The organism is Enterobacter sp. A8 (assembly GCF_004296595.1).
GTDB classification, from domain to species: Bacteria; Pseudomonadota; Gammaproteobacteria; order Enterobacterales; family Enterobacteriaceae; genus Enterobacter; species Enterobacter cloacae.
In genome coordinates this window covers 395,379-421,242 of record NZ_SCMF01000004.1, presented here as the reverse complement: position 1 = coordinate 421,242, position 25,864 = coordinate 395,379, and the positions used below count along the sequence as shown (strand labels likewise).

The following is a 25,864-nucleotide window of genomic DNA, read 5'->3' as shown; positions in this document are numbered from 1 at the left end:
GTCGGGTTACCCTATAGTAGCGCAACGCAATCACTTGGTTACAGGTCGCTAACCTCCATGAACAACATAGATACACTCATCAGCAACAATGCACTATGGTCAAAAATGCTGGTGGAGGAAGACCCCGGTTTTTTTGGAAAGCTCGCGCAAGCGCAGAATCCACGCTTTCTCTGGATTGGATGTTCCGACAGCCGTGTTCCGGCTGAGCGACTGACGGGCCTTGAGCCCGGCGAACTGTTTGTTCACCGTAACGTTGCCAACCTGGTGATTCATACCGATCTCAACTGCCTGTCTGTCGTTCAGTACGCCGTAGACGTCCTGGAGGTCGAGCACATCATTATTTGCGGTCACTACGGCTGCGGCGGCGTGCAGGCCGCTGTGGAAAATCCGGAACTGGGGCTCATCGATAACTGGCTGCTGCACATCCGCGATATCTGGTTCAAACATAGCTCACTGCTGGGTGAAATGCCGCAGGAGCGCCGGATGGACACGCTGTGTGAACTGAACGTGATGGAGCAGGTGTATAACCTGGGTCATTCAACGATCATGCAGTCAGCGTGGAAGCGCGGGCAGAAGGTCTCTATCCACGGCTGGGCGTACGGCATTCACGACGGCCTGCTGCGCAATCTGGAAGTGACCGCCACCAACCGCGAAACGCTGGAGCAGCGTTACCGTTCGGGCATTGCCAACCTCAAGCTTAAGCATGTGAACCATAAATAAAGCGGGGATTTTCTCCCTCTCCCTGTGGGAGAGGGCTGGGGTGAGGGCACCAGGCCGCACTACTCGTCCAGAAGCACAACCTTCCCAACATACGGCAGATGGCGATAACGCTGCGCGTAGTCAATACCGTAACCGACGACGAACTCGTCCGGAATAGAGAAACCAACAAACTCCACCGGTACCTGCACTTCACGGCGGTCTGGTTTATCCAGCAGAGTACAGATGGCCAGGGATTTCGGCTCACGCAGGCTCAGGATCTCGCGCACTTTAGAAAGCGTGTTACCGGAGTCGATGATGTCTTCGACGATCAATACATCTTTGCCACGAATATCTTCATCCAGATCTTTCAGGATTTTCACATCACGGGTTGTGGACATGCCGCTGCCATAGCTGGAGGCGGTCATAAAATCGACCTCATGTGACACCTGCACTTCACGGCACAGGTCTGCCATGAACATGAAAGAGCCACGCAACAGACCAACCAGCACCATTTCGCTGCCGCTGTCCTTGTAATGTTCGGTGATTTGACGACCCAGTTCGGCGATACGCGCTTTGATCTCGGCTTCCGGGATCATCACTTCAACAGTATGTTTCATATTACTAACCATATGATTTTAATGAAAATCTCTCAATGCGGATGAATGTTATTCCGGCATCGATACGCAAGCCAGCCATTATATCAGCAAATGGCTAAGCCTGGCGTATGAGTTATAAAAAGCAAATATTGTGATTCCGATCACACTTGTTAATACCTATAATTAGTTGCTAGCAAATTATTAACAAAAACTGACGAGTACACTTTCTATGGCTGAAACAAACTCTAAACAGCCGCGTCTACTGGTGACACTAACAGCGTTATTCGCCGCCTTCTGCGGCCTGTACCTGTTAATCGGTGGCGTCTGGCTGGTCGCAATTGGCGGCTCCTGGTACTACCCCATTGCGGGCCTGGTTATGCTTGGCGTAACTGTTCTGCTCTGGCGTAGAAAACAATCCGCACTGTGGCTTTATGCGGCATTACTCCTCGCAACCATGATCTGGGGCGTCTGGGAAGTCGGGTTCGACTTCTGGGCACTAACGCCACGCAGCGACATTCTGGTCTTCTTCGGTATCTGGCTGATCCTGCCGTTCGTCTGGCGTCGCCTGATTGTACCTTCCAGCGGTGCCGTTGCGGCGCTGCTTGTCGCTCTGCTAATCAGTGGCGGTATCCTGACCTGGGCCGGCTTTAACGACCCGCAGGAGATCAACGGTACGCTGAATGCGGAATCCACCCCTGCAGCGGCTATCTCGCAGGTGGCTGACGGCGACTGGCCAGCGTATGGCCGTAACCAGGAAGGTCAGCGCTACTCCCCGCTGAAGCAGATCAACGCGGACAACGTGAAAAACCTGAAAGAAGCCTGGGTATTCCGTACCGGCGATCTGAAGATGCCAAACGATCCGGGTGAACTGACCAACGAAGTGACGCCAATTAAAGTGGGCAACATGCTTTATCTGTGTACGGCGCACCAGCGTCTGTTCGCGCTCGACGCGGCCACCGGTAAAGAGAAATGGCACTTCGATCCGCAGCTGAACTCCAACCCGTCGTTCCAGCACATCACCTGCCGCGGTGTCTCTTACCACGAAGCGCGTGCGGATAATGCCAGCCCGGACGTCATTGCCGACTGTCCTCGCCGCATTATGCTGCCGGTGAACGATGGCCGCCTGTTCGCGATTAACGCCGAAACGGGCAAGCTGTGCGAAACCTTCGCCAACAAAGGTATCCTGAACCTGCAGACCAACATGCCGGACACCACGCCGGGTCTGTATGAACCCACCTCACCGCCAATCATCACCGATAAAACCATCGTGATTGCTGGTTCGGTCACGGATAACTTCTCCACCCGCGAAACCTCTGGCGTTATCCGTGGTTTCGACGTGAATACCGGTAAACTGCTGTGGGCCTTCGATCCGGGCGCGAAAGATCCTAACGCGATCCCGTCTGATGAACACACCTTTACCTTCAACTCGCCAAACTCCTGGGCACCGGCTGCGTATGATGCGAAGCTGGATCTGGTCTACCTGCCAATGGGCGTGACCACGCCTGATATCTGGGGCGGTAACCGTACCCCTGAGCAGGAACGTTATGCCAGCTCCATTCTGGCGCTGAACGCGACCACTGGTAAACTGGCGTGGAGCTACCAGACCGTACACCACGATCTGTGGGATATGGATATGCCGTCCCAGCCAACGCTGGCGGACATTACCGTTAACGGCAAAACCGTTCCGGTGATTTATGCTCCGGCGAAAACCGGTAACATCTTCGTACTGGACCGCCGTAACGGCGAGCTGGTTGTGCCTGCACCGGAAAAACCGGTTCCTCAGGGTGCGGCTAAAGGCGATTACGTCACTAAAACGCAGCCGTTCTCCGAACTGAGCTTCCGTCCGAAGAAAGACCTCAGCGGCGCAGACATGTGGGGTGCCACCATGTTTGACCAGCTGGTGTGCCGCGTAATGTTCCATCAGCTGCGCTATGAAGGCATCTTTACCCCGCCTTCTGAGCAGGGCACGCTGGTCTTCCCGGGTAACCTTGGGATGTTCGAATGGGGCGGGATCTCCGTTGACCCTAACCGCCAGGTAGCGATCGCCAACCCGATGGCGCTGCCGTTTGTCTCTAAACTGATCCCACGTGGTCCGGGTAACCCGATGGAGCAGCCGAAAGACGCGAAAGGCAGCGGTACCGAAGCCGGTATTCAGCCGCAGTATGGCGTACCGTTTGGCGTGACCCTGAATCCGTTCCTGTCTCCGTTTGGTCTGCCGTGTAAACAGCCTGCCTGGGGATATATCTCCGGTCTGGATCTGAAAACCAACCAGATCGTGTGGAAAAAACGTATTGGTACACCGCAGGACAGCATGCCGTTCCCGATGCCGGTTCCGGTGCCGTTCAACATGGGTATGCCAATGCTGGGTGGCCCAATTTCCACCGCCGGTAACGTGCTGTTCATCGCGGCAACCGCAGATAACTACCTGCGCGCGTACAACATGACCAACGGTGAGAAACTGTGGCAAGGCCGTCTGCCAGCCGGTGGACAGGCAACGCCGATGACCTATGAGGTGAATGGCAAGCAGTACGTTGTCATCTCTGCGGGCGGTCACGGTTCGTTTGGCACGAAGATGGGCGACTATATCGTCGCGTATGCGTTGCCGGATGACGCAAAATAAATGCAAAACGGCAACCTCGGTTGCCGTTTGTTATGTTTGTTCCCTCTCCCACCGGGAGAGGGCCAGGGTGAGGGCATCAGGCCGCACCTGCGAAATGTAGGCCGGGTAAGGCGAAGCCGCCACCCGGCTTTTTTATACGGTAAAACCCAGCATCATCCCCGTATCTTCATGCTCCAGCAGATGACAGTGCGCCATATAGGCAAACTCCTTTGGCGCCTCGTGGTCAAACTTCACCAGCACCTCGCTGACGCCGCCTTCCACTCTCACTGTATCTTTCCAGCCCGCGCGATGCGCATCCGGCGTTTTGCCGTTCTCTGAAAGAATACGGAACTGGGTGCCGTGAATATGGAACGGATGCAGCATCATGTCGCCTTCGCCTGAAATCACCCAGCGCTCAAACTGCCCTTTTGTAGCAGCAAACATTGGCGTGTTCATATCGAACGCTTTGCCGTTGATCATATTGGCATTGTGGAAATCAAACCCGTGACCGCCGTGATTCATACCGCCCATCTTGCCGTGATCCATGTTCATATGGCCCATCATCTGCCCGTGGTGCATCCCCGCCATCGCCTGATCGCCATACTTTTTCATCAGCACCTGCATGCCCATCATGTCGAGCATCGGATCCATGGAGAGCTGCAGCTTACGTTGCGTAAGCCCAGCCAGCGACGGAAGTCCCGGCAGCGTGGTTAAGGTGTCCGGCAGCGTACCGGAGGCGGTGATCTGCAGCGGCTGAATACGTAAAACCGGGTGCGGCTTATCGAATGGCGCAACGGCCATCCCCATCTGGCTGACCGGGAGCGTCACCAGGTCAAATGATTTACCGTCGCTGATGTCCACCAGCACCTCAAAGCGCTCGCCCATCAGCACAGGGAGTTCATTCACTTTGACCGGCTCAGGCAGCAGTCCTCCGTCGCTCGCCACGACGTACAGCGGACGATTATCGCTGGTGGCAAAGTTCAGCGAGCGCGCGTTGCATCCGTTGAGCAGACGTAACCGCAGCCAGCCTTTTGGTGCAGCGTGCTGGGGGTAGATCGCGCCATTGGTCAGCAGCGTATCGCCAAACCAGCCTACCGCCGCGGTCATCACATCCAGCTGATAATCAATCTGACCGTCTGTGGAGAATTTTTTGTCCTGCACAATGACCGGCACATCGTCGATACCCCACTGTTTGGGCAGACGCAGCAAGCGACTTTCGTCATCTTCAATCAGCACCAGGCCTGCCAGCCCCATGGCCACCTGATGGCCCGTTTTACCATGCTGATGCGGGTGGAACCAGCAGGTCGCCGCCCGCTGCTCGGGGGTAAAGGTCACGGTACGCTTCCCACCCGCTTTTATAATCCCTTGCGGGCCGCCGTCGACCTCACCCGGCACTTCCAGCCCGTGCCAGTGCAGCGTCGTCTCTTCTGCCAGCGTGTTGTGAATATCAACGGTGACGGCTTTTCCTCTGCGCAACTGCAACGCCGGGCCAAGCACATTGCCGTTATAGCCCCAGGTGGTGGCGTTATTTTTACCAAACGCCGTTTTACCGGACTGAACCACCAGCTGGATACGGCCACGGGCATCGGCGGTCAATAAATCAGGAATGGGTAAGGCAGGTCTGTCAGCCGCCAGAACCGCGCGACTCCACAGTGGTAATGCGCTGGCAACCCCCAACGCAACGGAATATTTTAGAAATTCACGACGTTGCATATTCATTTCCTTATTTCGTGCAGACGATCTTTTGAGCATAAACCCTCCCCTTACCGGAAGGTCAAGTAACGCGGCAATAATAAAGATCGTCGCACTGGCACCAAATATGCTAACGTTGATTTTCCGTGATGCAGTGGTAGAAGCAATGAAGACGTTTTTCAGGACAATTTTGTTCACCAGCCTGATGGCAATGTGTGCGAACAGCTATGCGCTCAGTGAAAATGAAGCGGAAGATATGGCCGATCTGACGGCGGTTTTTGTATTCCTGAAAAATGATTGTGGCTACCAGAATTTACCCAACGGGCAAATTCGTCGCGCACTGGTCTTTTTTGCCCAGCAGAACCAATGGGACCTCAGCAACTACGACAGCTTCGACATGAAAGCGCTCGGTGAAGACAGTTACCGTGATTTAAGCGGTATTGGCATCCCAACGGCAAAAAAATGCAAAGCGCTGGCCCGCGATTCGCTTAGCCTGCTCGCCTACGTGAAATAACCTTCCCGACGCCTCTTGTTTCGCCTGGAACCGTGCAACCACGGTTATAGTTAGCTATCATGTTTCGCTCATTTTTCGTGAGTGTAACGGATGTTAACGAAGAGGAGTCCGCGTATGGCCGACCACACGTTGTGGCATGAAACACTGCATGACCAGTTTGGTCAGTACTTTGCCGTTGATAACGTGCTTTATCATGAGAAAACCGATCATCAGGATCTGATCATCTTCGAGAATGCCGCTTTTGGCCGCGTGATGGCGCTGGACGGCGTGGTGCAAACCACCGAGCGAGATGAGTTTATCTATCATGAGATGATGACCCACGTCCCGCTGCTGGCCCATGGCCACGCGAAGCACGTGCTGATTATCGGCGGCGGCGACGGGGCGATGCTGCGCGAAGTCTCCCGCCACCAGTCCATTGAAACCATCACCATGGTAGAGATCGACGCGGGCGTGGTCTCATTCTGTCGTCAGTACCTGCCTAACCATAACGCGGGAAGCTACGACGATCCGCGCTTTAAGCTGGTGATTGACGATGGCGTGAACTTCGTCAACCAGACGACTCAGACGTTTGACGTCATTATCTCCGACTGTACCGACCCTATCGGCCCGGGAGCCTCGCTGTTTACCTCATCGTTCTACGAGGGTTGCAAGCGTTGTCTGAACCCTGGCGGTATCTTCGTGGCGCAAAATGGCGTCTGCTTCCTGCAGCAGGATGAAGCGCTCGACAGCCACCGCAAACTGAGCACCTATTTTGGCGATGTTAGCTTCTATCAGGCTGCCATTCCGACCTACTACGGCGGGATCATGACCTTTGCCTGGGCGACGGATAACGACGTCCTGCGTCATCTCTCCACGGAGATTATCCAGGCGCGCTTCCATCAGGCAGGACTCCAGTGCCGTTACTACAATCCGGCGGTCCATACCGCAGCCTTCGCCTTGCCGCAGTACCTGCAAGATGCACTGTCCTCCCAGGGGGTGAACTAATTGAAAAAGCTTAAACTGCATGGCTTTAACAACCTGACCAAAAGCCTGAGTTTTTGTATTTACGATATCTGCTACGCCAAAACAGCGGAAGAGCGCGATGGCTACATCGCCTATATCGATGAACTCTACAATGCCAACCGACTGACCGAGATCCTGTCGGAAACCTGCTCTATTATCGGCGCAAATATTCTGAACATCGCCCGCCAGGATTATGAACCTCAGGGCGCCAGCGTGACCATTCTGGTCAGCGAAGAGCCGGTCGATCCTAAGCTTATCGACAAAACCGAGCATCCGGGCCCGCTGCCTGAAGTGGTTGTCGCCCACCTCGATAAAAGCCATATCTGCGTGCACACCTACCCGGAGAGCCACCCGGAAGGCGGCCTGTGTACGTTCCGCGCCGATATCGAAGTATCCACCTGCGGCGTGATCTCCCCGCTAAACGCGCTGAACTATTTAATTCACCAGCTGGAATCCGATATCGTCACCATTGATTATCGTGTGCGTGGTTTTACGCGCGATATCAACGGCATGAAGCACTTTATCGATCACGAGATCAACTCCATTCAGAACTTTATGTCCGAGGACATGAAATCGCTGTACGACATGATGGACGTGAACGTGTATCAGGAGAACATCTTCCACACCAAGATGCTGCTTAAGGAGTTTGACCTTAAGCACTACATGTTCCACACAAAGCCAGAAGATTTAAGCGAAGAAGAGCGTAAGGTCATTACCGACCTGCTCTGGAAAGAGATGCGCGAAATCTACTACGGCCGCAATATTCCGGCCGTGTAAGACTCGCACGGAGCAAGGACGCTCCTGTGTGCTATTTCTGTTTCATAAACTCCCGGTACGCCGCCACGACCTGCAGAAAGTCCTCCACGCCACACAGCGACAGGCTCTCTTCGTCGTAATAGCTCATCCCCTCTTCCATCTCGTCGCCCGAGAATTCCAGCTGGTTGGCCCGCACCATCACCTCTTCGCCATCCATCCACAGCGTGTATTCATGACCCGCACGTTGCCAGGAGCGTTCACTGCCTTTTATCGTATTCGCCGCCTGTTCAACTTCATCAAGAAGCGCAAGATTTTCTTTCACCTCTTCGTTAAACCAGTGTCCAACGGCTTCGTGGCCCATCGACATACGCACTTTCACCACCCCGGTGATGTCGCGCAGAAATTCGTAATCCATAGTGTTTTCCTCTGCAAAGCCATTACGGTAATTATCGCAGCAGAGAGGAAGAAAAAAAGCGTGTGAGGTGGGAGGAATGAAAATAAAAAGGTGAGAGCAAGGCCCTGCGGCCTGATGCCCTCACCCCGGCCCTCTCCCACGGGAGAGGGTGCAAACACTAAAAACCGTCTCGTGGAGACGGTTTTGCTTTTATACCGCCGTCTGGAAGATAACCCCGTCAGCTTTTTCGGTGTACTGAGAGAGCTGGTCGAAGTTCAGATAGCGATAGGTATCCACCGCCGTCTTATCAACCTGAGCAACGAAGGTCTGGTACTCTTCCGGCGTTGGCAGTTTGCCAATCAGCGCCGCAACCGCCGCCAGCTCAGCAGACGCCAGGTAGACGTTCGCACCGGTACCTAAACGGTTCGGGAAGTTACGGGTAGAGGTGGAGACCACCGTCGCACCGTCTGCCACGCGCGCCTGGTTACCCATACACAGGGAACAGCCCGGGATTTCGATGCGCGCACCGCTCTTACCAAACACGCTGTAGTAACCCTCTTCAGTCAGCTGCGCCGCATCCATACGGGTTGGTGGCGCTACCCACAGGCGGGTTGGCAGCTGGCCTTTGTGAGTATCCAGCAGTTTACCGGCAGCACGGAAGTGACCGATGTTGGTCATACAGGAACCGATGAACACTTCGTCGATCTTATCGCCCTGCACGTCAGACAGCAGACGCGCATCGTCAGGATCGTTCGGTGCACAGAGAATTGGCTCTTTAATGTCTGCCAGATCGATGTCGATCACCGCCGCATATTCTGCGTCAGCATCGGCTTCCAGCAGCTGCGGATCCGCCAGCCATTTCTCCATCCCCTGAATACGACGCTCCAGCGTACGACGGTCGCCGTAGCCTTCCGCAATCATCCACTTCAGCAGGACGATATTAGAGTTCAGATACTCAATGATCGGCTCTTTGTTCAGCTTGATGGTACAACCCGCGGCGGAACGCTCTGCAGACGCATCGGTCAGCTCGAATGCCTGCTCAACTTTGAGATCCGGCAGCCCTTCAATTTCCAGGATGCGGCCAGAGAAGATGTTTTTCTTACCTTTCTTCTCAACGGTCAGCAGGCCCTGTTTGATGGCATACAGCGGGATAGCGTGAACCAGGTCGCGCAGGGTGATACCCGGCTGCATTTTACCTTTGAAGCGCACCAGTACCGATTCCGGCATATCCAGCGGCATCACGCCGGTCGCTGCGGCAAACGCCACCAGACCGGAGCCCGCCGGGAAGGAGATACCAATCGGGAAACGGGTATGGGAGTCACCGCCGGTACCTACAGTATCCGGCAGCAGCATACGGTTCAGCCAGGAGTGGATAACGCCGTCGCCCGGACGCAGGGAGACGCCGCCACGGTTCATGATGAAGTCTGGCAGCGTGTGGTGCGTGGTTACGTCAACCGGCTTCGGATACGCCGCCGTGTGACAGAAGGACTGCATGACCAGATCGGACGAGAAGCCCAGGCACGCCAGGTCTTTCAGCTCGTCACGGGTCATTGGGCCAGTGGTGTCCTGAGAGCCCACAGAGGTCATCTTCGGCTCGCAGTAAGCGCCAGGACGGATACCGGCCACGCCGCACGCGCGGCCAACCATTTTCTGCGCCAGCGAGAAGCCACGATTGCTTTCTGCTACGTCTTTCGCATGACGGAACACGTCTGAGTGCGGCAGACCCAGCGCTTCACGCGCTTTGGTGGTCAGGCCACGACCGATGATCAGCGGGATACGGCCACCGGCACGCACTTCGTCGATCAGCACATCGGTTTTCAGCTCGAAGCTCGCCAGCAGCTCGTTGGTGTCGTGGTTACGGACTTCACCTTTATACGGGTAAACGTCAATCACGTCGCCCATGTTCAGGTTAGAGACATCCACTTCGATTGGCAGTGCGCCAGCATCTTCCATGGTGTTGAAGAAGATTGGGGCAATCTTACCGCCCAGGCACAGGCCGCCACCGCGTTTGTTCGGCACATGCGGAATATCGTCACCCATAAACCACAGGACGGAGTTAGTGGCGGATTTACGGGAAGAACCGGTACCGACAACGTCACCGACGTAAGCCAGCGGGAATCCTTTTTTCTGCAACGCTTCGATCTGTTTGATCGGGCCGACAACACCTGGCTGATCCGGCTCAATGCCTTCACGGGCGTTTTTCAGCATCGCCAGTGCGTGCAGCGGGATATCCGGGCGAGACCATGCATCCGGTGCCGGAGAGAGGTCATCGGTGTTGGTTTCACCGGTGACTTTGAATACGGTAACGGTAATTTTTTCAGCCAGCGCAGGACGGTTCAGGAACCATTCGGCATCGGCCCAGGACTGCATCACCTGCTTCGCATAGACGTTGCCTGCTTTGGCTTTTTCTTCCACATCGTAGAAGTTATCGAACATCAGCAGCGTTGAAGAGAGCGCTTTAGCGGCAATCGGTGCCAGCTTGTCGTTATCCAGCGCGTCAATCAGCGGATGAATGTTATAACCACCCTGCATGGTGCCGAGCAGTTCAATGGCTTTTTCAGGAGTAACCAGTGGGGAGGTGGCTTCGCCTTTGGCGATAGCAGCAAGGAATCCGGCTTTTACGTAGGCAGCTTCATCTACGCCAGGCGGTACGCGGTTGATCAGCAGATCTAACAGGAATTCTTCTTCGCCCTTAGGCGGGTTCTTCAGCAGCTCGACGAGCGCGGCCATTTGGGTTGCATCTAACGGTTTGGGTACAATTCCCTCGGCGGCACGTTCTGCTACGTGCTTACGGTATTCTTCTAGCACGACGGTTCTCCTCGCTCTCATTGTCATATGCGGCGGGCGTTCTCTTCACGCTCCTGTGAGACAGCAGTTTGTAGGGTAAATGCCCGATACCGCGTCGGGCAGCATAGCAGGATTTCTGCACAGTGTTAATCCGTTTACAAAAAAGCAACATTAAAAAATTTGCTGAATCGTTAAGCATGGTGTAGAGGGCTGACGGGGGGAATGTTGGCAACAAAAAAACCGCCTGAAAGCGGTTTATTTGTTGCCTTGCGGTGGTAGCACACCGGGTTGGCAGATTTGCGGCAACACCAACGTGAAATATTGTGCATCACTCCCTGTGGGCTTGCAAGCTGCTATCACGATTTTGCGTAGCGCCTTCCCATTTCGTATGAAAGCCCATGTAATTGCATTTTTTGCCTTCTTCAGATCCATTGAATTGACTATTCTTCTCCGCGGCCTGCTCCGCTGGTGTAGCAACCAGTCACCGGGCCCGGGAGCAGTTCCGTCATCTACGCGGCAACATCAACTTGCCAGGTTCTGCCTTTCCCGGTGAAGAATAAACCCGCGTAGCCTGTACAGGAACGCACGCAATGGAGATGCGAATCACTGCGCTGATCGTTGCGCTCGGTTTACTGCTTACGGCACTGCACGGTGGCTGGAACATATCCGACATCACAGTGCTGTTTGTTGTCAACCTCGGCAACTAGCTGCTGGCCGCTCGCAAGAGCGGCCTTCTGAAATCCCAGCGGCTTTTCAGCTATCACATATAATTGTGTAATAAATACTCACACTCTTTATCCGGACGTACCGGCAGTTCCCCAACAAAAGTCAAAACAGTAAAAGGCGAGTGAATAATACTCACGCCAACCGTAACGCCTCACGGCACAGCGCCTGTCTCGTTGGAGTCATTTTATGAAGTTGCCCTTTAAACCACATCTGCTTGTTCTTCTGTGCAGTGCCGGGCTGTTTGCCGCCTCAGGTGTCATGTTTGTCAAAAGTCGGGAGACAGAGCCTGTCGTCCCCGCTCCCGTCGCACAACAACCGGTACCCCCCGCAGCAGCGCAACCCGCCCCCGTCGTCGCCCCAGCCTATACGGCCGCGCAAATCGATCAGTGGGTTGCTCCCATCGCACTCTATCCGGATGCCCTGCTGTCACAAATTTTAATGGCCTCGACCTACCCGGCCAACGTCATCCAGGCGGCGCAGTGGTCCAAAGACAACCCTAAAATGGAAGGAGACGCCGCTATCCAGGCCGTTGCCAGCCAGCCCTGGGATCCCAGCGTAAAATCGCTGGTCGCGTTTCCTCAACTGATGTCGCTGATGGGTGAAAACCCGCCGTGGGTACAAAATCTGGGGGATGCGTTTCTCGCGCAACCGAAGGATGTCATGGATTCCGTCCAACGCCTGCGCGCGCTGGCTCAAAAGACCGGCGCCTTACAATCGACGCCTCAGCAGACGGTCACCACCGTGACGAAACCTGCCCCGGCCAAATCGGCCACCAGCGAATCGACGACTTCCACCACGCCTGCCCCGACGGTGATCAAAATTGAATCCGCGGATCCGCAGGTCGTTTACGTCCCCACCTATAACCCCAATACCGTCTACGGTACCTGGCCAAACACTGCCTATCCGCCAACCTATCTTCCTCCTTCACCGGGAGAGCAGTTTACGGACAGTCTGGTTAAAGGCTTAGGCTTCAGCCTGGGTGTGGCGACAACCTACGCCATCTTCAGCAACATCGACTGGGATGATGACGACGACTGGGACCACCATCATGACGATGACTGGAATCACGGCGGCTATAACCGCAACGGTGATAACAATATCAATATCAACGTTGAGAACTTCAACAAAATCAGTGGTCAACGCCTGACGGATGCCAACCGCACCTGGCAGCATAACCCGGCGTATCGGGAAGGTGTGCCCTACCCCACCAGCCAGCTTAATAACCGCTTCCATTCCACTAACACGGTAACGGGGCTCAGTTCTACGCAGCAAAAACCGGTTAACCGCGACAGCCAGCGTCAGGCGGCCCTGAGCCAGATAGAGAAATCGACGGGTAAAACCTTCCCGCAAACCGCGCGTCCGGGAACCAGAGATGCACAGCGCCAGGCTTCAGGCGAACAGCTGAAGCAGATATCCCAGCGCAACAACTACCGTGGCTACGACACCAGACCGCAAACGGCAAAGCGAACCACCTCGCAGCAGCGTGATAATCACCCTGCCGTAACCCAGCGACAGGAGAAACGGATCGCGCAGCCAGCCCAGCAACGCCATATCCCGCAGCGAACCAGCCAGCCTCGCGCAAATGCCTTGAGCGGCAACGACAGCCGCTCTGCCAACTGGCAAGCCCAGCAGCAACGGGGGGCGCAAAGCAGACAACTGGCTGCCCGTCATCAGCAGCCGCGTCAGGCCCCTGCCGGACGTGCTGAACACCGTGAATTCCGTCATCGTTAAGGGAGCCAACATGAAAAAGAATCTTGTCTGTGGAATGGTGTTGTTCATGATGTCCACCGCTGCGATGGCACAGCAATCCTTCAGCACGCCCGCTCAGGCGACCGATGCGCTGGCGCATGCCATCAGTGAGCAGAATGAAACGGCGATGAACAATCTGCTTGGAGAGAACTGGCGCGATTTTCTGCCGCCAGAAGGGGTCGATCCTGATGCCGTCGATCGTTTCCTCCGCGACTGGAAGGTGCGGCACAACACGGTTATCGATGGTAATACGGCGCATCTGGTCGTCGGAAATAACGACTGGCAGTTGCCCATCCCGGTTGTCAAAACCGCTACCGGATGGCAATTCGATATCAAGGAGGGCGCCGAGGAGATCCTGACCCGCGAGATCGGGCGTAACGAGCTTGCCGCCATCGAAGCATTACATGCCTATGTGGATGCCCAGCAGAGCTATTTCGCCATGAATCAAAAATACGCGCAGAAAATTGTCAGCTCTGAAGGGAAAAAAGATGGTCTCTACTGGCCCGTTTCGCCGGGTGAAGCCCCCAGCCCGCTGGGACCAGCCTTCAGCCCCAAAGAGCCCGGTGCAGGCTATCACGGCTATCGGTTCCGTATCCTGCCTGATGAGAAAGGCTTTGCGATGGTGGCATGGCCCGTCAGTTATGGCCAGACAGGCGTCATGAGTTTTGTGATAAACCAGGATGACAAAGTGTACCAGGCCGATCTCGGCAATGACTCTGAGCAGAAAGCCCGGGCGTTAACTACCTATAATCCGGATAAAACCTGGCAGCCTGTGGCTCCCTGAATCCAGCACATAAAAAAAGCGGCCACAGGCCGCTTTTTTTGTCTGAAGAAACTTATTTCTTCTTCGCTTTCGCGTTTGGCAGGTCGGTGATGCTACCTTCAAACACTTCTGCCGCCAAGCCCACGGACTCGTGCAGAGTTGGGTGAGCGTGGATGGTCAGCGCGATGTCTTCCGCGTCGCAACCCATTTCGATCGCCAGACCGATTTCACCCAGCAGCTCGCCGCCGTTGGTACCGACAATCGCACCACCGATAACGCGGTGAGTCTCTTTGTCGAAGATCAGTTTGGTCATACCGTCTGCGCAATCGGAAGCGATAGCACGGCCAGAAGCAGCCCACGGGAAGGTGGCGGTTTCGTAGCTGATGCCTTTCTCTTTCGCTTCTTTCTCGGTCAGACCGACCCATGCCACTTCTGGCTCGGTGTACGCGATAGATGGGATCACTTTCGGATCGAAGTAGTGTTTCATGCCGGCGATAACTTCAGCGGCAACGTGACCTTCGTGAACACCTTTGTGCGCCAGCATTGGCTGACCGACGATATCGCCGATAGCAAAGATGTGCGGCACGTTAGTGCGCAGCTGCTTGTCAACGCGGATGAAGCCACGGTCGTCCACTTCCACGCCAGCTTTGCCCGCGTCGAGGTTCTTACCGTTCGGCACACGGCCGATCGCCACCAGCACGGCGTCGTAACGCTGTGGTTCGGATGGCGCTTTTTTACCTTCCATGGAAACGTAAATACCGTCTTCTTTCGCTTCAACGGCAGTCACTTTGGTTTCCAGCATCAGGTTGAATTTCTTGCTGATACGCTTGGTGAAGACTTTAACGATGTCTTTATCCGCAGCCGGGATAACCTGGTCGAACATTTCAACCACGTCAATGTCTGAACCCAGTGCATGGTACACGGTACCCATTTCCAGACCGATGATACCGCCGCCCATAACCAGCAGACGTTTTGGAACGGTTTTCAGTTCCAGGGCATCGGTGGAATCCCACACGCGTGGATCTTCATGTGGAATGAATGGCAGTTCGATTGGACGAGAGCCCGCCGCGATGATCGCGTTGTCGAAGTTGATTACGGTTTTGCCGTTTTCGCCTTCCACTTCAAGAGTGTTCGCGCCGGTGAATTTACCCAGACCGTTAACCACTTTCACTTTACGGCCTTTCGCCATGCCAGCCAGACCACCGGTCAGCTGAGTGATAACTTTCTCTTTCCAGGTACGGATTTTATCGATATCGGTTTTCGGCTCGCCGAAGACGATACCGTGTTCAGCCAGCGCTTTGGCTTCTTCGATAACTTTCGCTACGTGCAGCAGCGCTTTAGAAGGGATACAACCTACGTTCAGACAAACACCACCAAGGGTGTTGTAACGTTCTACGATGACGGTTTCCAGACCTAAATCAGCGCAACGGAAGGCTGCAGAGTAACCTGCGGGACCTGCCCCAAGTACCACGACCTGAGTTTTGATTTCAGTACTCATCATGACCTCTTATTGATTTCCGGCGGTCCAGGTACTTGTCGCCCTTCATCCACCGGGACGTTCTATCCGCTCGCAGTTTACAAAATTGTTAACAATTTTGAAACAACAAACGGCTCACGAATTGTCGCTTTCGCCAATAACCTCACAAACCACATGAGATTAACAGAAAAAAGCCGGCCGACTGGCCGGCTTTTCACTTACATCACCAGGCGGCGAATGTCACTCAGCATGTTGTTGATGATGGTGATGAAACGCGCACCATCAGCACCGTCGATCACGCGGTGGTCGAAGGACAGAGAGATTGGCATCATCAGACGCGGCACGAACTCTTTGCCATTCCACACCGGCTCCATCGCGGACTTGGACACACCGAGGATAGCCACTTCCGGCGCGTTAACAATCGGTGCGAAGTGGGTAGTACCCAGGCCGCCGATGCTGGAGATAGTGAAGCAGCCGCCCTGCATTTCGCCGGCAGTCAGCTTACCATCACGCGCTTTTTTGGAGATGGTGGTCAGTTCACGGGACAGCTCAGTGATGCTCTTCTTGTTCACGTCTTTGAAGACCGGAACAACCAGACCATTTGGCGTATCAACCGCAACACCGATGTTGATGTATTTCTTCAGCGTCAGCTTCTGGCCATCTTCGGACAGGGAGCTGTTGAAGCGAGGCATCTGCTCCAGGGCAGCGGCAACGGCTTTCATGATGAAGACCACTGGGGTGAATTTCACGTCCAGTTTACGCTTCTCAGCTTCGGCGTTCTGCTGTTTACGGAACGCTTCCAGATCGGTGATATCGGTTTTGTCGAAGTGCGTAACGTGCGGGATCATGACCCAGTTACGGCTCAGGTTAGCACCAGAGATTTTCTGGATGCGGCCCAGTTCCACTTCTTCAATTTCACCGAACTTGCTGAAGTCCACCTTCGGCCATGGCAGCATGCCCGGGATACCGCCGCCTGCGGCTGCAGCTGGTGCAGCTTCAGCGCGTTTCACCGCGTCTTTCACATAAGCCTGAACGTCTTCGCGCAGGATACGACCTTTACGGCCAGTCCCTTTCACTTTCGCCAGGTTCACGCCGAATTCGCGCGCCAGGCGACGAATCAGCGGGGTCGCGTGGACGTAAGCGTCGTTTTCAGCGAACTCAGATTTGCTTTCCGCTTTTGCAGCAGGTGCCGCTGGTTTAGCAGCCTGAGCCGGAGCAGCAGCCGGTGCTGGAGCAGCCGCGGCAGCCGGAGCGGCAGCAGGCGCAGCGCCTTCCACTTCGAAGACCATGATCAGAGAGCCGGTAGAGACTTTGTCGCCGGTGCTGATTTTGATCTCTTTAACGGTACCCGCGAACGGCGCAGGCACTTCCATAGAGGCTTTGTCGCCTTCAACGGTGATCAGTGACTGTTCAGCGGCAACTTTGTCGCCCACTTTCACCATCACTTCGGTCACTTCGACTTCGTCACCGCCGATGTCAGGAACGTTAACGTCTTTCACGCCGCCTGCTGCTGGTGCAGCCGCTGGAGCCGGAGCAGCAGCCTGAGCTGGCGCAGCGGCAGGTGCAGCACCCGCCACTTCGAAGATCATGATCAGAGAGCCGGTAGACACTTTGTCACCGGTGTTGATCTTGATCTCTTTAACGGTGCCCGCGAACGGCGCCGGCACTTCCATAGACGCTTTATCGCCTTCTACGGTGATCAGAGACTGCTCAGCTGCAACGGTATCGCCCACTTTCACCAGGATTTCAGTGACTTCAACTTCGTCACCACCGATGTCAGGCACGTTAACTTCTTTCGCTGCCGCGGCAGCTGCTGGAGCAGCGGCGGCCGGAGCTTCTTTCTTCTCTTCCTGCGCAGGTGCAGCAGCTGCTGCACCGTCGGCGGAATCGAAAATCATGATCAGTTTGCCAGTCTCGGTTTTATCGCCAACAGAGACTTTGATCTCTTTAACGATGCCAGCCTGAGGAGACGGGACTTCCATAGAGGCTTTGTCGCCTTCTACGGTGATCAGCGACTGTTCAGCTTCAACTTTGTCGCCTACTTTGACCAGGATCTCGGTGATTTCAACTTCATCAGCCCCGATGTCCGGTACATTGATTTCGATAGCCATTATTCTTTTACCTCTTACGCCAGACGCGGGTTAACTTTTTCTGCATCGATGTTGAATTTGGTAATTGCGTCCGCAACCACTTTCTTATCGATTTCGCCACGTTTAGCCAGTTCGCCCAGTGCTGCTACAACCACGTAAGAAGCATCAACTTCGAAGTGGTGACGCAGGTTTTCGCGGCTGTCAGAACGACCGAAGCCGTCAGTACCCAGTACGCGATAATCATCAGCTGGAACGTAAGTACGAACCTGCTCAGCGAACAGTTTCATATAGTCAGTAGACGCCACCGCTGGCGCGTCGTTCATCACCTGAGCGATGTACGGAACGCGTGGGGTTTCCATTGGGTGCAGCATGTTCCAGCGCTCACAATCCTGGCCATCACGCGCCAGTTCAGTGAAGGAGGTCACGCTGTACACGTCGGAACCCACACCGTAGTCTTTCGCCAGGATCTGCGCTGCTTCACGAACGTGACGCAGAATAGAACCGGAGCCCAGCAGCTGAACTTTACCTTTGCTACCTTCAATGGTTTCGAGTTTATAGATACCTTTACGGATACCTTCCTCGGCACCTGCTGGCATTGCCGGCATGTGGTAGTTTTCGTTCAGGGTGGTGATGTAGTAGTAAATGTTCTCTTGCGCTTCGCCGTACATGCGCTGCAGACCGTCATGCATGATGACTGCCACTTCGTACGCGTAAGACGGGTCGTAAGAGATACAGTTAGGGATAGTCAGAGACTGAATGTGGCTGTGGCCATCTTCGTGCTGCAGACCTTCACCGTTCAGGGTCGTACGACCGGAAGTACCACCAATCAGGAAGCCGCGAGCCTGCTGGTCGCCTGCCTGCCAGCACAGGTCACCGATACGCTGGAACCCGAACATGGAGTAGTAGATGTAGAACGGGATCATCGGCAGGTTGTTGGTGCTGTAGGAGGTCGCAGCAGCCAGCCAGGATGCGCCTGCGCCCAGCTCGTTGATACCTTCCTGCAGGATCTGACCTTTCTCGTCTTCTTTGTAGTAAGCAACCTGCTCACGGTCCTGCGGGGTGTACTGCTGGCCGTTCGGGCTGTAGATACCGATCTGACGGAACAGACCTTCCATACCGAAAGTACGCGCTTCGTCAGCGATGATTGGCACCAGACGATCTTTGATCGACTTGTTCTTCAGCATCACGTTCAGGGCACGAACGAAAGCGATAGTGGTGGAGATCTCTTTGTTCTGCTCTTCCAGCAGCTGAGAGAAGTCTTCCAGCGCTGGCAGTTCCAGTTTCTCGGTGAAGTTAGGCTGACGAGCTGGCAGGTAGCCTTTCAGCGCCTGACGACGTTCGTGCAGGTATTTGTACTCTTCAGAACCTTCCGGGAAGGTGATGTAAGACAGGTTTTCTACCTGCTCATCGGTCACTGGCACGTTGAAACGGTCGCGAATATAGCGCACGCCGTCCATGTTCATTTTCTTAACCTGGTGAGCGATGTTTTTACCTTCTGCGGTATCACCCATGCCGTAACCTTTGATGGTGTGGGCCAGGATTACAGTCGCTTTACCTTTGGTTTCGCGCGCTTTTTTCAGTGCTGCGTAGATTTTCTTCGGATCGTGACCACCACGGTTCAGCGCCCAGATCTGCTCGTCAGTCCAGTCTGCAACCAGTGCGGCGGTTTCAGGATATTTGCCGAAGAAGTGCTCACGAACGTAGGCACCGTCTTTAGATTTGAAGGTCTGGTAGTCACCGTCAACGGTTTCGTTCATCAGCTGGATCAGTTTACCGCTGGTGTCTTTACGCAGCAGTTCGTCCCAACGGGAACCCCACATTACTTTGATAACGTTCCAGCCAGCACCTGCGAAGATGCCTTCCAGTTCGTTGATGATCTTACCGTTACCGGTTACCGGACCATCCAGACGTTGCAGGTTACAGTTGATGATGAAGCACAGGTTGTCCAGCTTCTCACGGGTAGCGATGGTGATCGCACCTTTAGATTCTGGCTCATCCATCTCACCGTCACCCAGGAAGGCGTAAACGGTTTGCTCAGAGGTATCTTTCAGACCACGGTGTTCCAGGTACTTCAGGAATTTCGCCTGATAGATTGCACCGATTGGGCCCAGACCCATGGATACGGTCGGGAACTGCCAGAATTCAGGCATCAGTTTAGGGTGCGGGTAAGAAGACAGACCTTTACCGTGAACTTCCTGACGGAAGTTATTCATCTGCTCTTCAGTCAGACGACCTTCCAGGAATGCACGTGCATAGATGCCCGGAGAGATGTGGCCCTGGAAGTACACCAGGTCGCCGCCGTCTTTCTCGTTAGCAGCACGGAAGAAGTGGTTGAAGCACACTTCGTAAACGGTCGCAGAGGACTGGAAGGACGCCATGTGGCCACCCAGCTCCAGATCTTTCTTGGACGCACGCAGAACGGTCATGATGGCGTTCCAGCGGATAGCAGAACGGATACGGCGTTCCAGATCCAGATTGCCCGGGTATTCCGGTTCGTCTTCAACGGCAATCGTGTTTACGTAGTTGCTAGCCCCTGCACCTGAAGCAACCTTCACGCCGCCTTTGCGGGCTTCAGAAAGCAGCTGATCAATCAGATACTGAGCGCGCTCAACACCTTCTTCACGGATGACCGATTCGATCGCCTGTAGCCAGTCGCGAGTTTCGATCGGATCCACGTCATTTTGGAGACGTTCTGACATGGGGGTATTCCTTATCTATCTAATACGTTGATTTGTCTGGAACCTGTCCCATTGTATTTTCGTCAGAAAACACAATAAGACAGGTTCTGCGTTTAGTTGCCGCGCTCTAAAAGTACCTGGCGCTTAATCCTTTCGTTGCTGTATGCGGCGTAATGAACGTTCGCGACGCGATTGTTCTCGGCTGCGGTCCAGCAAGATTTCCTCAATGAAAGCCAGATGTCGGTGCGACGCTTCGCGCGCCTGCTCCGGTTCCCCGGCCATTATCGCCTCGAATACTCGGGTGCGATGGTTGCTTACCAGCGGGAGCATGTCCCGACGGGCATACAACAATTCAAAATTTTGACGAACGTTCTGGGCCAGCATCGGCTCCATGCAGCGTAGCAGATGGAGGAGCACTACGTTGTGTGCCGCTTCGGTGACGGCAATCTGATACTGGACGACGGCATTGGACTCGGCGTCTAAATCGCCGGACTGCTGTGCCCGTTCAATGGCCTGATGCAGTTCGCGGATACGCACGCGATCTTCATCAGTGCTGCGAAGGGCGGCGTAATAGGCCGCGATACCTTCAAGCGCGTGACGGGTCTCAAGCAGATCAAACTGGGATTCTGGGTGGTCAGAGAGAAGTTCTACCAGCGGATCGCTGAAGCTCTGCCACAGGCTGTTTTGAACAAAGGTTCCGCCGCCCTGGCGACGAAGCAGCAAGCCCTTTGCTTCGAGGCGTTGAATCGCCTCACGCAGAGAGGGGCGGGATACGTCGAACTGTTTAGCCAGCTCGCGTTCTGGCGGAAGTTTCTCACCTGGACGCAGTGTCCCCTCGAGGATTAAAAACTCCAGCTGCTGCTCAATCACATCGGATAGTTTTGGTTGGCGAATTTTGCTGTAGGCCATATTCCCTGTCTTACGCCTTTTTGCCCGGAGTCAATTGGTCTTACCAATTTAAAGTTCGTATCGCTAAAGTAACAAAGTATTCACCTTCTGTCCATATTGGTTTTGATTGAAATCAGTAAACCCTGCACATTTTAACAACCTTACAGAAATAACGTTTCAGAAATGTAACTTTGCACAAATGAGCTGATTACTACCAAAGAGGGAGTTTTAACCATAATGAAACGAGGGCTTTTGCAATCTGAAGCGATTCAACAACGCAAAAAATGAAAATTCGCCCACTTTTAAGGCATTTCTATTCTATAGGTTGGGGTAGTAAGAATTAACGGTGCGATTTACAAATGCTTTCTTTTTATTCAACTCGTCATCAGCCCTTCATAAAGCAGGTGCATTCACATGCGCTTACCACTATTCTTGCGCTTACGGAAGACATCTCCGCTTTTTTCGGTCTTATTAACCGTAAAGAAATAAATACAGAAAACGGATATTCATAATTACACACGCACAGCGTGAACATAACAACCACACACGAGGTTTCAAATGGAAGCTCAACAGCACGGCGATCAGCTAAAGCGCGGCCTTAAAAACCGCCATATACAGCTCATCGCATTGGGTGGTGCTATCGGCACAGGCCTGTTTCTGGGAAGCGCATCCGTCATCCAGTCGGCCGGTCCAGGCATTATTTTGGGTTACGCTATCGCAGGTTTTATTGCGTTTCTGATTATGCGCCAGTTAGGTGAGATGGTCGTTGAAGAGCCGGTTGCAGGCTCGTTCAGCCACTTTGCCTACAAATACTGGGGCAGTTTTGCCGGTTTCGCTTCCGGCTGGAACTACTGGGTGCTTTACGTTCTGGTGGCCATGGCAGAACTGACCGCCGTGGGGAAATACATTCAGTTCTGGTATCCCGAGATCCCAACCTGGGTTTCTGCGGCAGCGTTCTTCGTCATTATCAACGCCATCAACCTGACCAACGTAAAAGTGTTCGGTGAGATGGAGTTCTGGTTTGCCATCATCAAAGTCATTGCCGTGGTGGCGATGATTATCTTTGGCGGCTGGCTGCTGTTTAGCGGCAACGGTGGCCCACAGGCCACAGTGCGTAACCTCTGGGAGCAAGGTGGATTCCTGCCTCACGGGATGACCGGTCTGGTGATGATGATGGCCATTATTATGTTTTCCTTCGGGGGGCTGGAGCTGGTGGGGATCACCGCCGCTGAAGCCGACAACCCGGAGCAAAGCATCCCGAAAGCGACAAATCAGGTTATCTACCGAATTCTGATCTTCTATGTGGGTTCACTGGCCGTTCTGCTCTCGCTGCTGCCGTGGACACGCGTCACGGCCGACACCAGCCCGTTCGTCCTTATCTTCCACGAACTGGGCGATACCTTCGTGGCGAATGCACTCAATATCGTCGTGCTGACGGCGGCGCTTTCCGTTTACAACAGCTGCGTGTACTGCAACAGCCGCATGCTGTTCGGCCTTGCGCAGCAGGGTAACGCACCGAAAGCCCTGTTGAACGTCGATAAGCGCGGCGTGCCGGTCAATACCATCATTGTTTCGGCTATCGTGACGGCGCTTTGCGTGCTGATTAACTACATGGCACCTGAATCGGCGTTTGGCCTGCTGATGGCCCTGGTGGTCTCGGCTCTGGTGATTAACTGGGCGATGATCAGCCTGGCGCACATCAAGTTCCGCCGCGCTAAACAGCAGCAGGGCGTAACCACACGCTTCCCTGCCCTGCTCTATCCGCTGGGTAACTGGGTTTGCCTGCTGTTTATGGCGGGCGTGCTGGTAATTATGCTACTCACCCCAGGCATGGCGATTTCCGTTTACCTTATCCCGGTCTGGATTGCGATCCTCGGCGTGGGGTATCTGGTAAAACAGAAAAACGGTAAAACCGTAAAAGCACATTAATAGCCCCTCAGCTCAGCACTCGTTTCGCGGGTGCTGAGCGTTTGTTACCTTCCTCACAAATTCACCTCGTCAGCCGCTTTATCCATATCACCGCCCTGATACTGCAACGCATATATCGATTAGCCAGCAAATAATTCTCTCCATACCGTCACCCGGAGAGCAGTCAATGGATAACAATAAACTGTCAGTAAAAGAGAAGATCGGCTATGGGATGGGCGATGCAGGATGCAATATCATCTTCGGCGCCATCATGTTGTTTGTTAATTATTTTTATACCGATATTTTTGGGCTGGCACCTGCGCTGGTCGGCGTGTTGCTGCTGTCCGTGCGCGTCATTGATGCCGTTACGGACCCGATTATGGGGGCCATCGCGGACCGTACCCGCAGTAAATATGGGCGGTTTCGTCCATGGCTTTTGTGGATTGCGTTCCCCTATGCGCTGTTCAGTATCCTGATGTTCACCACGCCAGACTGGAGCTATAACAGCAAAGTTATCTATGCCTTTGTGACCTACTTCCTGCTCTCGTTAACCTATACGGCCATCAACATTCCCTACTGCTCGTTGGGCGGCGTGATCACCAATGACCCAAAAGAGCGCGTGGCCTGCCAGTCCTATCGCTTTGTGATGGTGGGTATTGCCACGCTTTTACTGTCGCTCACGCTCCTGCCGATGGCGGACTGGTTTGGTGGTGATAACAAAGCCAAAGGCTACCAGATGGCGATGACCGTGCTGGCGCTGATTGGTACCTGTATGTTCCTGTTCTGCTTCGCCACCGTGCGCGAGCGCGTACGTCCGGCGGTGCAGACCCATGATGAGCTGAAAAACGATCTGAAGGACGTATGGAAAAACGACCAGTGGGTACGCATTTTGCTGCTGACCCTCTGCAACGTCTGCCCGGGCTTTATCCGCATGGCGGCCACCATGTATTACGTCACCTGGGTAATGGGCCAGAGCACTCACTTTGCCACCCTGTTTATCAGCCTGGGCGTGGTGGGAATGATGCTCGGCAGTATGCTGGCGAAAGTGCTGACCGACCGCTGGTGTAAACTGAAAGTGTTCTTCTGGACCAACATCGTGCTGGCGCTTTTCTCCTGCGCGTTCTATTTCTTCGACCCGAAAGCGACCGTCACCATCGTGGTGCTCTACTTCCTGCTTAACATTCTTCACCAGATCCCATCTCCGCTGCACTGGTCGCTAATGGCCGATGTGGACGACTATGGCGAGTGGAAAACCGGTAAACGCATCACCGGGATCAGCTTCTCGGGCAATATCTTCTTCCTCAAGCTGGGGCTGGCGATTGCTGGCGCGATGGTGGGCTTCCTGCTCTCCTGGTATGGCTACGACGCCGGTGCGAAAGCGCAAAGCGCAGAGGCCATTAACGGGATCGTTCTGCTGTTTACCGTGATCCCGGGCGTGGGGTATTTGATCACTGCGGGCGTAGTGCGACTGCTGAAAGTGGATCGGGAAACCATGAAACAGATCCAGCTCGACCTGGAGAAACGCCGTGCTAATTACAGCGAACTGAACGCCTGGCAGGAAACGAGAGCCGAAACAAAAGAAGGAACGCCGCATGCATAACTGGCCTAACCCGTTCATAGAACAACGCGCTGACCCGTACATTCTGCGTCATGAAGGGCAATATTATTTTATCGCCTCCGTGCCGGAATACGACAGGCTGGCGATCCGCCGGGCAGCGTCGCTGGAAGGTTTGCGCAGTGCCGACGAGGTGGTCGTATGGCGCAAACCGGAGACCGGCCCAATGAGCCAGCTTATCTGGGCACCGGAACTGCATCATATCGACGGTAAGTGGTACATCTATTTTGCCGCCGCGCACACCCAGGCGCTGGATGGTCTGGGCATGTTCCAGCACCGCATGTTTGTGCTGGAGTGTGCCGACCGCGACCCGCTAACCGGCACGTGGACTGAAAAAGGCCAGGTAAAAACGCCGTTCGACACCTTTGCGCTGGACGCGACCACGTTCGTGCATCAGGGGAAACGCTGGTATCTGTGGGCGCAAAAAGCCCCGGATATCTCCGGCAACTCCAATCTCTATTTATGTGAAATGGAGAACCCGTGGACGCTGAAAGGCGAGCCGGTGATGCTCAGTAAACCGGAATATGACTGGGAGTGCCGCGGCTTCTGGGTCAACGAAGGCCCGGCGGTGCTGTTCCACGGCGACAAGTTGTTTATCAGCTATTCCGCCAGCGCGACCGACGAGAACTACTGCATGGGACTGCTGTGGACAGAGATCAATGCCGATCCGCAAAATCCTGCGAACTGGCACAAGGCCTCGCGCCCGGTCTTCGTCACCAGCTACGAAAACCGCCAGTATGGGCCAGGCCATAACAGCTTTACACAAACGCCGGAAGGAGAAGATGTGCTGGTGTATCACGCGCGAAATTACACCGAAATTGAAGGCGATCCGCTTTATGACCCCAATCGTCATACCCGTCTGAAGCTCGTCCGTTGGCACGAAAACGGGATGCCTGATTTTGGCATCCCGCCTGCAGATACGCCGTAACCG

18 protein-coding genes are annotated in these 25,864 nt (G+C 54.5%); 10 read left to right on the top strand and 8 right to left on the bottom strand.

Translation table 11 applies throughout. The annotated features are described in order from the left end of the window. Positions 1-57: 57 nt before the first annotated feature. Positions 58-720 (top strand): carbonate dehydratase, encoded by a 663-nt coding sequence (gene can, locus EQV24_RS17625; RefSeq protein ID WP_013095615.1) that lies wholly within the window; start codon positions 58-60, stop codon positions 718-720. Between the two features lie 59 nt (positions 721-779). Here can and hpt read toward each other — a convergent pair whose 3' ends face one another. Beyond that, complete coding sequence (gene hpt / locus EQV24_RS17620) at positions 780-1,316, bottom strand: hypoxanthine phosphoribosyltransferase (protein WP_013095614.1); 537 nt, start codon at positions 1,314-1,316, stop codon at positions 780-782. Positions 1,317-1,524: 208 nt separating this feature from the next. Between hpt and EQV24_RS17615 the strand changes: the two genes are divergently transcribed. Further along, the gene (locus EQV24_RS17615) at positions 1,525-3,915 is read left to right on the top strand and encodes a pyrroloquinoline quinone-dependent dehydrogenase (protein ID WP_013095613.1); all 2,391 of its coding nucleotides are present in this window, start codon (positions 1,525-1,527) and stop codon (positions 3,913-3,915) included. A gap of 132 nt (positions 3,916-4,047) precedes the next feature. Here the strand turns inward: EQV24_RS17615 and cueO are convergent, their stop codons facing one another. Then, the gene (gene cueO, locus EQV24_RS17610; protein ID WP_130626889.1) at positions 4,048-5,607 is read right to left on the bottom strand and encodes a multicopper oxidase CueO; all 1,560 of its coding nucleotides are present in this window, start codon (positions 5,605-5,607) and stop codon (positions 4,048-4,050) included. Between the two features lie 145 nt (positions 5,608-5,752). On the opposite strand from cueO, the gene EQV24_RS17605 reads away from it, so the two are divergent. The 3 genes from EQV24_RS17605 (at position 5,753) to speD (ending at position 7,879) form a co-directional block, all read left to right on the top strand. Next, the gene (locus EQV24_RS17605) at positions 5,753-6,100 is read left to right on the top strand and encodes a YacC family pilotin-like protein (protein ID WP_014830675.1); all 348 of its coding nucleotides are present in this window, start codon (positions 5,753-5,755) and stop codon (positions 6,098-6,100) included. Between the two features lie 114 nt (positions 6,101-6,214). Then, entirely contained in the window at positions 6,215-7,084 is an 870-nt protein-coding gene (gene speE / locus EQV24_RS17600) for a polyamine aminopropyltransferase (protein ID WP_013095610.1), read from the top strand. After that, the gene (speD, locus tag EQV24_RS17595) at positions 7,085-7,879 is read left to right on the top strand and encodes an adenosylmethionine decarboxylase (RefSeq protein ID WP_013095609.1); all 795 of its coding nucleotides are present in this window, start codon (positions 7,085-7,087) and stop codon (positions 7,877-7,879) included. Positions 7,880-7,910: 31 nt separating this feature from the next. On the opposite strand, the gene yacL is transcribed toward speD, so the two are convergent. Together yacL and acnB are read right to left on the bottom strand one after the other, a co-directional pair. Then, entirely contained in the window at positions 7,911-8,273 is a 363-nt protein-coding gene (yacL, locus tag EQV24_RS17590; protein ID WP_013095603.1) for a protein YacL, read from the bottom strand. A gap of 189 nt (positions 8,274-8,462) precedes the next feature. Then, entirely contained in the window at positions 8,463-11,060 is a 2,598-nt protein-coding gene (acnB, locus tag EQV24_RS17585; protein ID WP_013095602.1) for a bifunctional aconitate hydratase 2/2-methylisocitrate dehydratase, read from the bottom strand. An 891-nt stretch (positions 11,061-11,951) separates the two neighbouring features. Between acnB and EQV24_RS17580 the strand changes: the two genes are divergently transcribed. Both EQV24_RS17580 and EQV24_RS17575 read left to right on the top strand, forming a co-directional pair. After that, positions 11,952-13,496, top strand: coding sequence for a DUF3300 domain-containing protein (locus EQV24_RS17580; protein WP_130626888.1), 1,545 nt, complete (start codon positions 11,952-11,954; stop codon positions 13,494-13,496). A 10-nt stretch (positions 13,497-13,506) separates the two neighbouring features. Beyond that, complete coding sequence (locus EQV24_RS17575; RefSeq protein WP_045902552.1) at positions 13,507-14,298, top strand: DUF2950 domain-containing protein; 792 nt, start codon at positions 13,507-13,509, stop codon at positions 14,296-14,298. 52 nt (positions 14,299-14,350) lie between these two features. Here the strand turns inward: EQV24_RS17575 and lpdA are convergent, their stop codons facing one another. The 4 genes from lpdA to pdhR all read right to left on the bottom strand — a co-directional run bounded on the left by lpdA (position 14,351) and on the right by pdhR (position 21,431). After that, complete coding sequence (gene lpdA / locus EQV24_RS17570) at positions 14,351-15,775, bottom strand: dihydrolipoyl dehydrogenase (protein WP_014830669.1); 1,425 nt, start codon at positions 15,773-15,775, stop codon at positions 14,351-14,353. Between the two features lie 197 nt (positions 15,776-15,972). Beyond that, positions 15,973-17,865, bottom strand: coding sequence for a pyruvate dehydrogenase complex dihydrolipoyllysine-residue acetyltransferase (gene aceF / locus EQV24_RS17565; protein WP_023620930.1), 1,893 nt, complete (start codon positions 17,863-17,865; stop codon positions 15,973-15,975). A gap of 14 nt (positions 17,866-17,879) precedes the next feature. Continuing rightward, a complete protein-coding gene (gene aceE, locus EQV24_RS17560; protein WP_013095597.1) occupies positions 17,880-20,543 on the bottom strand; it encodes a pyruvate dehydrogenase (acetyl-transferring), homodimeric type in 2,664 nt (887 codons plus the stop codon). A gap of 123 nt (positions 20,544-20,666) precedes the next feature. Beyond that, a complete protein-coding gene (pdhR, locus tag EQV24_RS17555) occupies positions 20,667-21,431 on the bottom strand; it encodes a pyruvate dehydrogenase complex transcriptional repressor PdhR (RefSeq protein WP_013095596.1) in 765 nt (254 codons plus the stop codon). A 537-nt stretch (positions 21,432-21,968) separates the two neighbouring features. On the opposite strand from pdhR, the gene aroP reads away from it, so the two are divergent. The 3 genes from aroP to EQV24_RS17540 all read left to right on the top strand — a co-directional run bounded on the left by aroP (position 21,969) and on the right by EQV24_RS17540 (position 25,861). Then, positions 21,969-23,339 carry an aromatic amino acid transporter AroP gene (gene aroP / locus EQV24_RS17550; protein WP_013095594.1) on the top strand — a complete coding sequence of 457 codons (1,371 nt, stop codon included), beginning with the start codon at positions 21,969-21,971 and terminating at the stop codon, positions 23,337-23,339. A 166-nt stretch (positions 23,340-23,505) separates the two neighbouring features. Beyond that, a complete protein-coding gene (locus tag EQV24_RS17545) occupies positions 23,506-24,918 on the top strand; it encodes an MFS transporter (RefSeq protein WP_058683668.1) in 1,413 nt (470 codons plus the stop codon). Continuing rightward, on the top strand, positions 24,911-25,861 hold the full coding sequence (locus tag EQV24_RS17540; protein ID WP_023619996.1) for a family 43 glycosylhydrolase: 951 nt from the start codon (positions 24,911-24,913) through the stop codon (positions 25,859-25,861). Before EQV24_RS17545 ends, EQV24_RS17540 begins: the two co-directional genes overlap by 8 nt. Positions 25,862-25,864 lie beyond the last annotated feature (3 nt).